This is a genomic window from Thiohalophilus sp. (genome assembly GCF_034522235.1).
Lineage (GTDB): Bacteria > Pseudomonadota > Gammaproteobacteria > UBA6429 > Thiohalophilaceae > Thiohalophilus.
Window position 1 is genome coordinate 233,312 of the sequence record NZ_JAXHLN010000002.1, and the last position, 13,342, is coordinate 246,653.

At 59.9% G+C, this 13,342-nt stretch carries 13 protein-coding genes; 3 read left to right on the plus strand and 10 right to left on the minus strand.

Annotation, left to right across the window (positions count from 1 at the left end):
• Positions 1-23: 23 nt before the first annotated feature.
• The 10 genes from fis to cutA form a co-directional block, all read right to left on the minus strand.
• The gene (gene fis, locus U5J94_RS01315; protein WP_322563850.1) at positions 24-317 is read right to left on the minus strand and encodes a DNA-binding transcriptional regulator Fis; all 294 of its coding nucleotides are present in this window, start codon (positions 315-317) and stop codon (positions 24-26) included.
• A complete protein-coding gene (gene dusB, locus U5J94_RS01320; protein ID WP_322563851.1) occupies positions 314-1,300 on the minus strand; it encodes a tRNA dihydrouridine synthase DusB in 987 nt (328 codons plus the stop codon). The genes fis and dusB overlap by 4 nt, the downstream gene beginning before the upstream one ends.
• A 152-nt stretch (positions 1,301-1,452) precedes the next feature.
• Positions 1,453-3,006, minus strand: coding sequence for a DUF3426 domain-containing protein (locus U5J94_RS01325; RefSeq protein WP_322563852.1), 1,554 nt, complete (start codon positions 3,004-3,006; stop codon positions 1,453-1,455).
• A 61-nt stretch (positions 3,007-3,067) separates the two neighbouring features.
• Positions 3,068-3,967 carry a 50S ribosomal protein L11 methyltransferase gene (prmA, locus tag U5J94_RS01330; RefSeq protein WP_322563853.1) on the minus strand — a complete coding sequence of 300 codons (900 nt, stop codon included), beginning with the start codon at positions 3,965-3,967 and terminating at the stop codon, positions 3,068-3,070.
• A gap of 107 nt (positions 3,968-4,074) precedes the next feature.
• Positions 4,075-5,418 carry an acetyl-CoA carboxylase biotin carboxylase subunit gene (gene accC / locus U5J94_RS01335; protein WP_322563854.1) on the minus strand — a complete coding sequence of 448 codons (1,344 nt, stop codon included), beginning with the start codon at positions 5,416-5,418 and terminating at the stop codon, positions 4,075-4,077.
• A gap of 70 nt (positions 5,419-5,488) precedes the next feature.
• Complete coding sequence (gene accB, locus U5J94_RS01340) at positions 5,489-5,941, minus strand: acetyl-CoA carboxylase biotin carboxyl carrier protein (RefSeq protein WP_322563855.1); 453 nt, start codon at positions 5,939-5,941, stop codon at positions 5,489-5,491.
• A gap of 29 nt (positions 5,942-5,970) precedes the next feature.
• Complete coding sequence (gene aroQ / locus U5J94_RS01345; RefSeq protein ID WP_322563856.1) at positions 5,971-6,414, minus strand: type II 3-dehydroquinate dehydratase; 444 nt, start codon at positions 6,412-6,414, stop codon at positions 5,971-5,973.
• Between the two features lie 633 nt (positions 6,415-7,047).
• Positions 7,048-7,602 carry a TlpA disulfide reductase family protein gene (locus U5J94_RS01350; RefSeq protein WP_322563857.1) on the minus strand — a complete coding sequence of 185 codons (555 nt, stop codon included), beginning with the start codon at positions 7,600-7,602 and terminating at the stop codon, positions 7,048-7,050.
• Between the two features lie 93 nt (positions 7,603-7,695).
• Positions 7,696-9,936 (minus strand): protein-disulfide reductase DsbD, encoded by a 2,241-nt coding sequence (locus U5J94_RS01355; RefSeq protein ID WP_322563858.1) that lies wholly within the window; start codon positions 9,934-9,936, stop codon positions 7,696-7,698.
• Positions 9,936-10,259, minus strand: a complete 324-nt coding sequence (cutA, locus tag U5J94_RS01360; protein ID WP_322563859.1) for a divalent-cation tolerance protein CutA — start codon at positions 10,257-10,259, stop codon at positions 9,936-9,938. Before cutA ends, U5J94_RS01355 begins: the two co-directional genes overlap by 1 nt.
• Positions 10,260-10,349: 90 nt before the next feature.
• On the opposite strand from cutA, the gene U5J94_RS01365 reads away from it, so the two are divergent.
• From U5J94_RS01365 to groL, 3 genes are all read left to right on the plus strand, one after another.
• Entirely contained in the window at positions 10,350-10,793 is a 444-nt protein-coding gene (locus U5J94_RS01365; RefSeq protein WP_322563860.1) for an FxsA family protein, read from the plus strand.
• Positions 10,794-10,978: 185 nt separating this feature from the next.
• Positions 10,979-11,269, plus strand: a complete 291-nt coding sequence (groES, locus tag U5J94_RS01370; RefSeq protein WP_322563861.1) for a co-chaperone GroES — start codon at positions 10,979-10,981, stop codon at positions 11,267-11,269.
• Between the two features lie 62 nt (positions 11,270-11,331).
• Positions 11,332-12,987, plus strand: a complete 1,656-nt coding sequence (gene groL, locus U5J94_RS01375) for a chaperonin GroEL (RefSeq protein ID WP_322563862.1) — start codon at positions 11,332-11,334, stop codon at positions 12,985-12,987.
• Positions 12,988-13,342: the final 355 nt, after the last annotated feature.

Here is a 13,342-nt window from a genome sequence, read left to right on the forward strand (position 1 = left end):
CTTATCGATTGTGATGTCCGGTGTCAGTCGTGTAATCCGTACTGCTTGAGTTTCTTGCGCAGGGTGCCCCGGTTGATGCCCAGCATTTCGGAAGCCTTGCTCTGATTGCCGCCGGTGTGCTGCAACACGGCACGAAACAACGGCTCTTCCAGCTCGGCGAGCACCATTTTATACAGATCGTTGGTCGAATGGCCTTCCAGCTGACGGAAATAATTATCCATCGCATCGGCAACACAATCGCGCAGAGGTTTCTGGGACGAGTCGAAAGTGTTGTTATTGGTCACCACAGCGTTTTCCATAGCCACTGCTTCACTCATGCGGCAAGTTCCTCCCGATTGATTAAGCGTTCAAAAAATTCATAAATCATATCCAGCTGTTGCTCCACGCTGTCGACGCGATTGACAGCCTGGCGAAAGGCGGCGCCATGAGACTGTCCCTTGCTGTACCAGCTGATATGCTTGCGGGCCACCCGTACACCGGTGTGTTCGCCATAAAAGGCATACAGGTTTTTCAGGTGACCGACCAGGATGTCGCGGATGGTTTCCGCGGACGGCTCCGGCAGCAACTCGCCGGTTTGTAAATAGTGATCGATTTCGCCAAAGATCCACGGACGCCCCTGGGCCGCGCGGCCGATCATCACCGCGTCGGCGCCGGTATGCCGCAGAACATATTCCGCTTTTTGCGGCGTGCTGATATCCCCGTTGGCAATGACCGGAATGCCGATCCGCGATTTGACCTCGGCAATGGTGTCGTACTCGGCCTCGCCGTGGTACTGATCGGCCCGGGTGCGGCCGTGAATGGCCAGCGCCTGGATGCCGGCTTCCTCGGCGATGCGGGCGATCAGCGGTGCATTTCTGTGTTCGCTGTCCCAGCCGGTGCGGATCTTCAGGGTCACGGGCACGTCCACCGCGTCGACCACGGCCTTGACGATGCGCTCGACCAGCGGTTCGTCCTGCAACAGGGCCGAGCCGGCCATGACGTTGCACACCTTCTTGGCCGGGCAGCCCATATTGATATCGATGATCTGGGCGCCCTGGTCGACATTGTGGCGCGCGGCCTCGGCCATCATTTGCGGATCGGCGCCGGCAATCTGCACCGACTTGGGCTCGATCTCACCCTCGTGACTGGCGCGCCGCTCGGTCTTTTTACTGCCCCACAGCAGGGAGTTGGAGGAGACCATTTCCGAGACAGCCATGCCCGCCCCCAGTTGTTTACACAACTGGCGAAACGGCAGATCGGTCACGCCCGCCATGGGCGCGAGGATCAACGGGTTACTAAGCTGGTAGGGGCCGATTTGCATGTTGATATCGTCTGACTGACCTCGTGCTCCGTTGCGCGAGGCGGATTATCATACCCGTTCGGGCAGACAGGATAAAGCGCGAAAACCCGGCGTGGACCCTTGCCATTTGCCGTGTCCTGATCTACCGCAACGGGCCTGATCGGCGGCGGGGGTTATTGAAAATCGAATTCGAAATTGACCGCATCGCTTCCCGGGTCGACGACCTCGAGTTTGATATGCAGCGGGGTGCCCGGTTCCATCAGCATAAACGGTGTATACCCGCTGCCCAGATAATCGCTCGGGGTAAAGCGGCGCCGGGCCACCCGGTTACCGGACAGGTTGAACAGGGTGACCCGCAGATCGGGATAGGCCTGTTGATAGTCCGCCTGATTGACCAGGGCGGCGGTGATTAGCAAGGTGTCCGTTTGTTCGGGATGCGCGCGCACGTCGCGGTTGATCAGCCGTATCTGTGTCGGATCCCGGCGCGCATTGAACTGGCAGGGCAGTTGCTGACACAGTTGTTCGATATAGGGTTTGCTCTGGGGCAACAGCCGGTAAACGTCCAGCGGGCGGAACAGGATCAATTGTCCCACCAGTGCGACAAGCAATAGCAGAATCAGCAGGCTGCCGCCGAGCGTCGCCAGCCAGCTACGCCGTTTGGGCGGTTGTATCGCCAGGGAGTCACGCAGTCGCAAAGGAACCGCCTCATCATCGGTCCCGGTCGTTACCGGCGCTTTATCGACAAAATCGCGATCTTCGCTGAGGCGTTCGCTCTGCGAGGCGTCGGCCAAAGAGGATTCTTCGCTATCCCGAACATCGTAATCAGGGGCTTGTTCAAGCGTCGCTTCGGCGGTGTCGTCGATTTCAGGCAGCTCGTCCCCGAGTGCCTCTTCGTGCTGCAGATCATCAAACAGGGTATCGATCGCCTCGCCCAGTTCGTCTGGGGTCTCTTCCGTTGGCGGCCTCGGACCCTCCGGCATGGCCAGTGAGTCGGACAGCTCGGGTCCCGGCGAGTCGATGCCCCGCGACAACTGCTGGTCCATCTCGGCCAGGATGTCCTCCAGCTCATGCTGCGAGAATATTTCATCGGTGAAATCGTTGTATTTGTAACGCGAATCCGGCTCGGTCGGTTCGGCTTCGGTCGCTTCGTTCACGGACTCGGTGTCGACATGCGACTCGGTGAAGGATTCCGTCTCCATCTCGTCCAGGTCAGGCATCGGGATTTCGACGGTCTCCGGGTCGGCTTCGGATTCAGCCTCGACAGGCTGCTCCTGTTCGGAAGCAGACGATGCCGGCGTTTCGTCTGTCTCGAACGGGTCCCCCGTCGTGGTCTCTGCGAGCACAGCGGACGGGGCCGGCGGAACCGCATCGGCGTCTGTTTCGGAAGCGGTGGTGTCGGAGGGTTCCGGCCCGGGCGGTGTATCCGCCGCTTGCGGGGAAGTCCCGGCGGGGGCGGTTTCATCGCTGGTTGACCCGGGGGGGTGCGCTTCGCTCTGCGGGGCCCGGAGCAGATCAATATGATCCGTTTGATCGTCAGCGGGGGCCGTTGGGGCAGGTTGCGGTGCGCTGGACGATGCCGCTGGGCTCTGGCCGGGAACGAGCTGCAAATGCTGCCTGGCATTGAACACGGTCTTGCACTTGCCGCAACGCACCTTGCCCTGGGCCACCGCCAGCTGGGCTTCGGTGATCCGAAAACAGGTCCGACAGGCAGGACAACAGGTTAGCATCGTGGTTCGGAGTATCTTGTTAAGTCGGAATGAGACATGGGTTTGATCATACCATGCTAGATCAGTTTCCAGGTTCTGGCCCCTGGAACCTGGCCCCTGTTAGACAAACCCACTCCTCAATCTGGCGATAGAGCTGCATGTCGAAAAACGGCTGGTAGGCGGCGATGACGTCGTCCATCTGGGTGTCGAGGATCCCGGCCAGGACGATGTTGCCGCCGGGCTGGACGTGGGCGGCCAGTTGCGGCGCCAGGCTGGTCAGGGGGCCGGCCAGGATATTGGCGAGCAGCAGGGGGACGATGATGTTCTGCGGCATGGCGTCAGGCAGGTGCAGGCTGACGCCGTCCTCGATGCCGTTCTTGCGCAGGTTCTCGGCGGTGGCCAGCAGCGCCTGGGGATCGTTGTCCACGCCCCACAGGTGTCGGGCACCGAGCTTGCGGGCGGCGATGGCGAGGATGCCCGAGCCGCAGCCGTAGTCGATGACGTCCTGCTCCGCAGGAGGATGTTCGTCGAGCCACTCCAGACAGAGCCGGGTGGTGGGGTGGGTGCCGGTGCCAAACGCCAGACCGGGATCGAGCAGGATGTTGACCGCCTGCGGATCGGGCGGGGTGTAACCGCCGGGGATGATCCACAGACGCCGGCCGAATTGCATCGGCTGGAAGTGATCCATCCAGCTGCGTACCCAGTTCTGATCTTCCAGGGGCTCGGCCTTCCAGTCATCGACCGGTTCGGCCAGCAGCGGATTGATCCGTTCGATGAGGGCGCCCGGATCATGGTCCGCCGGGAACAGGCCGATGACCCGGGTTTCGGACCAGATCGGCATGGTCCCCGGCGCCGGTTCCAGCAGCGGTTGATCGGCGGCATCCTGCAGCGTCACCGAGGCCGCCCCGACCGCCTCCAGCGCGTCACTGAGGGCCTCGACCTGCGCCGCCCGGGCGGGGATGATGAGTTGTAACCATGACATACGAAAAAAAAGGGCCGAGTTACGAGGGACGAGTTACGAGGACAAGCCGGTTATTTTTCCTCGTCACTCGTAACTCGTCCCTCGGCACTGAAAAACTGTTGAGTGAACTACCGTTCACTCAACAGTTTTTCAAGATAATGGATGTTGGTCCCACCGGCCCGGAAGGCGGCGTCGCGCAGCAGTTCCTGGTGCAATTGGGTGTTGGTCTTGATGCCTTCCACCACGATCTCGTTCAGCGCATTGCGCATCCGGGCCAGGGCGATGTCGCGGGTATTGCCGTGGGCGATCAGCTTGCCGATCATCGAATCGTAATAGGGCGGGACCCGGTATCCGTTGTAGATATGGGTGTCGACCCGGATGCCCGGCCCGCCCGGCGCATGATAGGAGGTAATGGTACCGGCCGAGGGGACGAACTTTTCCGGATCCTCGGCGTTAATGCGGCATTCGATGGCGTGCCCGCGGATTTCGATGTCCTTCTGGTGGTAAGTGAGTTTCTTGCCGGAGGCGATCAACAGTTGTTCGCGGACGATGTCCACGCTAGTGATCATTTCGGTAACCGGATGTTCCACCTGGACCCGGGTGTTCATTTCGATGAAATAGAATTCGCCGTCCTGATACAGAAACTCGAAGGTGCCGGCGCCGCGATAACCGATCTCGCGACAGGCCTCGGCGCAGCGCTCGCCGATCTTCTTGCGCATCTTTTCGGTGATGCCGGGCGCGGGCGCCTCTTCGATCACTTTCTGATGGCGGCGTTGCATGGAGCAGTCACGCTCGCCCAGGTGAATGGCGTGGCCGTGCTCGTCGGCCAGGACCTGGAACTCGATATGCCGCGGGTTATCCAGGAATTTTTCCATATAGACCATGTCGTTGCCGAACCAGGCCCCGGCTTCCGCCTTGGTCATGCCGATGGCGTTGAGCAGTGCGGCTTCCGAATGCACCACGCGCATGCCGCGGCCACCGCCGCCGCCGGCCGCCTTGATGATGATCGGATAGCCGATCTGACGGGCGACGCGAATGTTTTCTTCCTCGTCGCTGCCCAGCGGGCCATCGGAGCCGGGGACGCAGGGAACCCCGGTTTTTTGCATCGCCTTGATGGCCTGCACCTTGTCGCCCATCATGCGGATGGTTTCGGGGCGCGGGCCGATAAAAATGAAACCGCTTTCTATTACCCGTTCGGCGAAGTCGGCGTTTTCCGACAAAAAACCGTAGCCGGGGTGAATGGCCACCGCATCGGTAACCTCGGCGGCACTGATGACAGCGGGAATGTGCAGATAACTCTCGGTGGAGGAGGCCGGGCCGATACAGACCGATTCATCGGCCAGGCGGACATGTTTTAAATCGCGATCCGCTTCGGAGTGGACCGCCACGGTTTTGATATCCAGCTCGCGGCAGGCGCGCAGAATACGCAGCGCAATTTCACCACGGTTGGCAATCAGGACTTTTTCTATCATCGTTTACACAATCTGGTTGGTGCCCAAAAGGCAGGGTTTTGGCGATGCCGCCACAATGCGATGCACGTGGTTAACCGATGACAAACAGCGGTTCGTCGTATTCCACCGGCTGACCGTTTTCCACCAGGATGGCCTTGATGGTGCCGCCCTTGTCAGCCTCGATCTGGTTGAGCAGTTTCATCGCCTCGATAATGCACAGCGTATCGCCGACATTGACCTGCTGGCCCACTTCCACGAACGGGGTGGCCCCCGGTGACGGTGCCCGATAGAGGGTGCCGACCATCGGCGACTTGACCACGTGGCCTTCGGGTAGCGCGGCTTCGCCGCCGCTCTCTTCGGCCGCCGGGGCCGGTGCCGCGGCTGGCGCGGCGGCCGGGGCCGGTTGTGGTGCCGGTGCCATCATCGGGGCGTTGGGGCCGCTGCGGCTGATACGCACCGACTCCTCGCCTTCCTTGATCTCGATCTCCGCGATACCGGATTCCTCGAGCAGTTCGATGAGTTTTTTGACTTTGCGAATATCCATAACAGTAATGCCTTGAAAGTGTTATCAGGTTAGTTGTTTTTCAGGGTTTCGATCGCCGACAGCAGGGCCAGCGTATAACCGTATGCGCCCAGGCCGCTGATGACCCCGGCCGCCAGCTCCGAAAAATAGGAGTGGTGGCGAAAATCCTCGCGGGCATGGATGTTGGACAGATGGACTTCAATAAACGGAATCTTCACCGCCGCCAGCGCATCGCGCAGGGCCACACTGGTGTGGGTAAAGGCGGCCGGATTGATAATGATGTAGGCGACGCCCTCGGCGGCGGCCTGCTGCACCCGGGCGACCAGCTCGTGTTCGGCGTTGCTTTGCAGGCTGCTCAACTGGTGACCAGCATCGGCGGCGAGGCGTTCCAGTTCCCGATCGATTTCGGCCAGGGTGGTCGCACCGTAATGGGCCGGCTCGCGGGTGCCGAGCAGGTTCAGGTTCGGTCCGTGCAGTACCAGTATCTGGGCCATAGGTTGTCTATTATATAGCGTTGTTGCGTCGCAGGCCGTTTGTCTCGATTTATCGTGCTACAAATCTGAGAAGATCGAGACAAGATCGACGCCAGTTTGACGCAGTTTTTTCGGCCGATTTGAGGGAATTCTGCCTCAAGATGAAGGGGTTGTCCAGAACCCCGGTTTTCCCCGCCAGTTCGAAACAAATCCTAGCAAGATTCGCACCAGGGTGGTTTGAACCGCATCACAGCTCCGCCTTCGGCCCCCACCTCGGCCTTGCGGCCTCGGGAGGGACGAGGTACGAGGGGCGAGTGACGAGGAAAAGCATTTACCACGAAGACACGAAGGCACGAAGAAAACACAATAAAAATGGCTATCCGTTAGGGGTGCACCATTCAGTTGAGCGGGGTGGGTGGGAGCGCCTTTCGGGCGCGATTGTCAGCGACAGGGTGCGGTCGCGGTCGTGGCCCGCTCCCACAGCCATTGCCCCGATAATTTTGTTTGATCGGTGAGGTAAGTGCGGTCAGTTTTGCGATGTTCTTCCACTTGTAAATGGGCGGATGCCAAATCAGATGACTTGGTGCCCTGGTGTCTTGGTGGTTTATCAAGGATGGGCCTCGTCACTTGTCCCTCGTAACTCGGCCCTCTTTTTTACAAAAGTGGTTTGATCATCGCTTCGGCGTCTTCGAAGGTCAGCTCGTTGCGGTGGGTTTCGGTGATCCGGCCCTCGCGATCGACGATCACGGTGTAGGGCAGGACGCTGAGGCGGTTGCCGTACTCTTTGGAGAGGGCGATACCCTGCTTGTCGCCAACCAGGATCGGGTAGTTGATGCCCATGGGATCGACGAAGTCGATGGCGTTCTGTTTGGTGTCGATGGCGATGCCGACGATGGTGAAGCCCTGATCCTCGTAGGCGTCCTGCAACTCGATAAAGGCGGGGATCTCGCGGCGGCAGGGCGGACACCAGGTGGCCCAGAAGTTGATCAGCAGCACCTGGCCGTCCCATTCGCTGACATGGCGCAACTCGTCTTCCAGATCCAGCAGGCCGAAATCGGGGCGGATGTCGGGGACACCGGTTGTGTCCGCGCCGGCGGTCCGCGGCGCTTCAGTGGCGTTGTTATCGAACAGGCGATTGGCGTAGAGACCGGCCAGCAGGCTGGCCACTGCCACAACAACAATAATCGAAATAAAGACTGAACGTTTCATACGGCTGTTCCGTTCTTTGCAGGTTAATTATTAAATGAGTGAGTTTGCGCTGAGTGAGTGGCAATGTCCGCCCCGCAAGGGGCGGACTGTCGGTTAAAAGGCCATCATGTTCAGATGGTCGTGAAAGCCGTCGGCGCCCATCGCGCCCACCAGGCGCCGGCCGTGACGCTCCTCGCCGTCGGGGCCGAAGAACAGGATCGCCGGCGGCGCGACGAGATTGAAACTGCGCAGTAACGCCTTGTCCTTGTCGTCGTTATCCGTCACGTCGGCCTTGAGCAGGACGAAGTCATCCAGTCGCTCGATGACCCGGGGATCGGTGAACACGTATTTCTCGTAGTCCTTGCAGTAGATGCACCAGTCGGCGTAGAAGTCGAGCATCACCGGTTTACCGGCCGCCTTGGCGGCGGCCAGCTTGTTCTCGAAATCCTCGACAGTCTTGATCTTCTCGAACTGCAACGACTGCTGCTGGACGGCGCCGCCACCGGCTCCGGCAAACACGCCGTGCAGCGGCCGGAACTTGTCATTGCTCCCGGCGCTGGCACCGATCACCAGCAGGATGCCGTAGACCACCAGGATGATCCCCAGCCCCTTCCAGAGCCGGTGCCAGCCGGCGGTCCCGGCCGGCAAGGGCTCCAGCGCTTTCATGTAGATGCCCGAGATGATCAGCAGCGCGGCCCACAACCACAGGGCGACATAATCGGGAATAATCCGCTCCAGCATCCAGACGGCCACGGCCAGCAGCAGCACGCCGAAGACGGCCTTGACCGCGTCCATCCAGCCGCCGGCGCGGGGCAGCAGTTTGCCCGCCGAGGTGCCGATGGCGATCAGCGGCAGTCCCATGCCCAGGCTGAGGGCGAACAGCGCCATGCCGCCGAGGACCGCGTCACCGGTCTGGCCGATATAGATCAGGGCACCGGCCAGCGGCGCGGCGACACAGGGGCCGACGATCAGCGCCGACAGGAAGCCCATCACGGCCACCCCGCTCAGACTGCCGCCCTTCTGGCGGTTACTGACTTCGGAGAGCTTGCCCTGGATGGAGGCGGGCATCTGCAGTTCGTAAAAGCCGAACATGGACAGGGACAGCAGCACAAACACCGCTGCGAAGCTGCCCAGAATCCAGGGGTTCTGGAAAGTCGCCTGCAGGTTTTCGCCCAGCATGCCGGCGAGAACCCCGGCAACGGTATAGGTCAGCGCCATCGCCAGCACATACACGGTGGACATGGTAAAGGCGCGACCGGTGGTAATTTTGTCCCCCTGGCCAATGATGATGCTCGAGAGGATCGGGATCATCGGGAACACGCAGGGCGTGAAGGCCAGCAGCAGGCCGAAGCCGAAGAAGGTCAGAATGACCAGTACGCCACCCTGCTGCAGGGAGGAGGCGATCGTATCCTGTTCGGACATCGGCGGAACCTGGCCGGCGGTTTCGCTCTGCTGGGAGGTGGTACCGGCATCGCCCGGGGCGGCGCCTTCGGTGATGCTGTCGGTGGCGGGCAGATTAAAGCTTGCGCTCTTGCGAATCGGGGGATAGCAGATGCCGAGTTTCTCTGCGCAGCCCTGATAAACGATGCCGACTACAACCTCGCCGGCCGCCTTGCTGCTGCGCTGCAGCGGAATGTCGATGCTGACCTCACCCTCGAAGACCTGGATGCGCCCGAAGAATTCGTCTTCCTTGGATTTGCCCTCGGGCAGTTGCACCGCGCCGATGCGGGCCTCGCCCTGCTTGACCGAGAACTCGAACTTGTCCCGATAGACATAATGATCCGGGGCGATCTGCAGGTTGGCGCGCACGGTATTGGCATCGACCAGCTCGGTGCTGAAGACAAAGGCCTGATCCGGCGCCAGTACCTCGTCATCGCCCTGGTTCAGGCCAAGATCCTCGTTCAGGGACTGGAACGTGCGCTTGTCGCCGTCGGCAGCCGTGCCGCTGGCTTGCAGACTGACGGTCTGGCGATGCGGGGGATAACAGACGCCAAGATCGGCGCAGCCCTGGGAGTGGGCGGTCAGCTCAAACGAACCGCTGCCGGAAAGAATGGGAATGGTGACCGGGACGCTGCCGCGGTAGATTTCGACCTTGCCGAAGAACTCGTCATCTTTGACCTTGCCCGCGGGCAGTTCCGGTTCACCCAGTTCGATATCCGGGTTGTCGGTTTCAAAGCGGATCTTGCCGCGATACAGATAATAGTTGTCGGCCACATCCCAGCGCGCCTGGATCGCATCCCCCTTGACCTCTGCCTGGAAGGCAAACGCCTTGTCCGGCTCCAGCAGCTCCTCTTCGGCGACAGCGGAAAAAGCAAACAGAAATAACAGGCCAGCAAACAGTTTTTTAATCATCATTATTCCAGTGCGTTATCAATCCAGTGCAGGTAATCCTGCAATCCTCCGTCTAGAGAGACCCTGAGAATTTCCGGAAGTTCATACGGATGGTGTTGTTGAATTGTCTCTTCGACCCGCGCATAGTGGTCCTGCCGGGTTTTAATAATCAGCAGAACCTCGGCATCGCGCTCGACTTTGCCCTGCCATTCGTAGACCGACTCGAGGCCCGGCACGATATTGACGCAGGCCGCCAAGCGCTGTCCGACCAGCTGATCGGCCAGTTTTCGTGCGGTGTCGGTATCGGGGCAGGTACACAGTACCAGGCTTTGGGGCAGTTCGCTCATGCCCTGCAAGATACCAGCCCGCCGCACAGCTGGCAAAGCGTCAAGCTGTTACAATAGCACCAATACACATGCTGATTAAGGACGCCGCCGTTGTTCCGTTTATTCCTGCTTTTGTTTATTGCCATCCCGCTGATTGAAATTTATTTTCTCATCCAGATCGGCGAGGTGATCGGCGCCTGGCCCACCATCCTGCTGGTGGTACTGACCGCGGTGATCGGGGTCGGCCTGTTGCGCTGGCAGGGCTTTTCCACCCTGATGCGCTTTCAGACGGAACTGGCCCGGGGGCAGGTGCCAGCCCTGCCGCTGCTTGAGGGGCTGTTGCTGGTGGTGGCCGGGGCGCTGCTGCTGACCCCGGGGTTTGTCACCGACACCGTCGGCTTCATTCTGCTGATCCCGCCCCTGCGCCAGGGACTGATCCGCTGGGCCATCCAGCGCGGCGTGATTCGCACCGGTCCGCCGGGCGGTGGCCCCGGCCAGTCCGGCGGCGGGCCGCGCACCATCGAAGGCGAATTTCAGCGTCGGGACGACGACTGACCTTGAATTTCCCAATAATCCCCCTATCAAGGCATTGCTCTTGACAGTCGAGCAGTGACCGCTATTATTAGCACTCGTCGGTAGAGAGTGCTAACAGACCGACTGAAATTCCCGCCCGGGCAGACCTTCTGCCTGGGCAACTGTTTGAAATCAAAGAAATCAATAACATCCAGGAGAAGCTGAGAATGAAAATCCGTCCTTTGCATGACCGCGTGATTATTCGTCGCATGGAAGAAGAACGTACCACGGCCGGCGGCATCGTCATTCCCGATTCGGCCACCGAAAAACCGAGTCAGGGTGAAGTCATCGCCGTAGGTAACGGCAAGATTCTGGACAGCGGCGAAGTCCGCGCGCTGGACGTCAAAGTGGGCGACAAGGTGCTGTTCGGCAAGTATGCCGGCAACGAAGTCAAACTCGATGACGAGGAACTGCTCGTCATGCGCGAAGAAGACATTATGGGTGTGGTTGAAGCCTGATTCGGCGTTCAACCCGTCAACATCGATAGCTTATCTATATTAAGAGATAGTGAGGAAGGAACATGAGTGCAAAAGAATTGAAATTTGGTGACGACGCGCGTCATAAAATGCTCAAGGGTGTCAATACCCTGGCCAATGCCGTCAAGGTGACCCTGGGTCCCAAGGGTCGTAACGTGGTGCTCGAAAAGAGCTTCGGCGCCCCGACCATTACCAAGGACGGCGTCTCCGTGGCCAAGGAGATCGAGCTGACCGACAAGTTCGAAAACATGGGCGCGCAGATGGTCAAGGAAGTCTCTTCGCAGACCTCCGACGTCGCCGGTGACGGTACCACCACCGCGACCGTGCTGGCCCAGTCCATTCTGACCGAAGGCATGAAGGCCGTGGCCGCCGGCATGAACCCGATGGATCTCAAGCGCGGCATCGACAAAGGCACCGCTGCGGCAGTCGAACAGCTGAAAAAACTGTCCAAGCCCTGTGCCGACGACAATGCCATCGCCCAGGTGGGTACCATTTCCGCCAACTCCGATCAGGAAGTGGGTGACATCATTGCCCAGGCCATGGGCAAGGTCGGCAAGGAAGGCGTTATCACTGTCGAAGAAGGCACCGGTCTGGAGAACGAACTGGACGTGGTCGAAGGGATGCAGTTCGACCGCGGTTACCTGTCGCCCTACTTCGTCAACAACCAGCAGAGTATGACCGCCGAGCTGGAAGAGCCGTACATCCTGCTGCACGACAAGAAGATCTCCAACATTCGCGAACTGCTGCCCGTGCTCGAAGGTGTCGCCAAGGCCGGCAAGCCGCTGCTGATCGTCGCCGAAGACATCGAAGGCGAGGCCCTGGCCACGCTGGTCATCAACAACATGCGTGGTATCGTCAAGGTCGCCGCGGTCAAGGCCCCGGGCTTTGGCGAGCGTCGCAAGGCCATGCTGCAGGACATCGCCGTTCTGACCGGCGGTACCGTGATCTCCGAAGAAGTCGGTCTGCAGCTGGAAAAAGCCTCCGTTGAAGATCTGGGTCAGGCGAAGAAGATCACTGTCTCCAAGGATGAAACCACCGTCATCGACGGCGCCGGTCCCCAGCACGACATCGAAGGCCGGGTCACCCAGATCCGTGCCCAGATCGAGGAAGCGAGTTCCGACTATGATAAGGAAAAACTGCAGGAACGCGTCGCCAAGCTGGCCGGCGGTGTGGCGGTCATCAAGGTCGGTGCCGCCAGTGAAATGGAAATGAAAGAGAAAAAAGCCCGCGTGGAAGACGCCCTGCACGCCACCCGCGCCGCGGTGGAAGAAGGTGTCGTTCCCGGTGGTGGCGTCGCCCTGCTGCGTGCCCGTACCGGTATCGATGGCCTGACCGGTGACAATCACGATCAGGACGTGGGTATCAACATCCTGCGCCGGGCCATGGAAGAGCCGCTGCGTCAGATCGTGACCAACACCGGTGAGGAAGCCTCCGTGGTCTGCAACAAGGTGGAAGAAGGCAAGGATAACTTCGGTTACAACGCCGCCACCGGGGAATACGGTGACATGATCAAGATGGGGATTCTGGACCCGACCAAGGTGAGCCGGATTGCCCTGCAGAACGCCGCCTCGGTCTCCGGCCTGATGATCACCACCGAAGCCATGATCGCCGACAAGCCTGACGAAGACGGCGGTGCCGGTGCCGGTGCCGGTGGTGGGATGGGCGACATGGGCATGGGCGGTATGGGCGGCATGATGTAACCGACTGCCTTAACCGTTCAGGCAAAACAAAAAGCCCCGCCAGAAATGGCGGGGCTTTTTTATTTGCCTGTCGTAAATACTCATTATTCCAATGTCAGTGGAATTAACGCGGAGGGCGCAGAGGCGCGGAGTCGCAGAGAAAAGCAAAATGGTATTCATTGGTTAAACCGAGATGGGGGATCAAATGTATCGGATTCAGCTATGCCATGCAGCGTCGTTTTGGAATTGGTGTTGCTGAAATTTATCCTGAATCAATGGCACACTGCGAAAACGTAAAACAATATTTTTATATACTCTGCGACTCCGCGCCTCTGCGTCCTCCGCGATTTTTTCCCAGTGAAATTTTCCCAGTGAA

Coding starts and splice junctions, on each gene's coding strand:
- cutA (WP_322563859.1), bottom strand. CDS start 10,259: ATGAGCGAACTGCCCCAAAGCCTGGTACTGTGTACCTGCCCCGATACC.
- prmA (WP_322563853.1), bottom strand. CDS start 3,967: ATGTCATGGTTACAACTCATCATCCCCGCCCGGGCGGCGCAGGTCGAG.
- U5J94_RS01325 (WP_322563852.1), bottom strand. CDS start 3,006: ATGCTAACCTGTTGTCCTGCCTGTCGGACCTGTTTTCGGATCACCGAA.
- aroQ (WP_322563856.1), bottom strand. CDS start 6,414: ATGGCCCAGATACTGGTACTGCACGGACCGAACCTGAACCTGCTCGGC.
- dusB (WP_322563851.1), bottom strand. CDS start 1,300: ATGCAAATCGGCCCCTACCAGCTTAGTAACCCGTTGATCCTCGCGCCC.
- U5J94_RS01355 (WP_322563858.1), bottom strand. CDS start 9,936: ATGATGATTAAAAAACTGTTTGCTGGCCTGTTATTTCTGTTTGCTTTT.
- accB (WP_322563855.1), bottom strand. CDS start 5,941: ATGGATATTCGCAAAGTCAAAAAACTCATCGAACTGCTCGAGGAATCC.
- accC (WP_322563854.1), bottom strand. CDS start 5,418: ATGATAGAAAAAGTCCTGATTGCCAACCGTGGTGAAATTGCGCTGCGT.
- groL (WP_322563862.1), top strand. CDS start 11,332: ATGAGTGCAAAAGAATTGAAATTTGGTGACGACGCGCGTCATAAAATG.
- groES (WP_322563861.1), top strand. CDS start 10,979: ATGAAAATCCGTCCTTTGCATGACCGCGTGATTATTCGTCGCATGGAA.
- U5J94_RS01350 (WP_322563857.1), bottom strand. CDS start 7,602: ATGAAACGTTCAGTCTTTATTTCGATTATTGTTGTTGTGGCAGTGGCC.
- fis (WP_322563850.1), bottom strand. CDS start 317: ATGAGTGAAGCAGTGGCTATGGAAAACGCTGTGGTGACCAATAACAAC.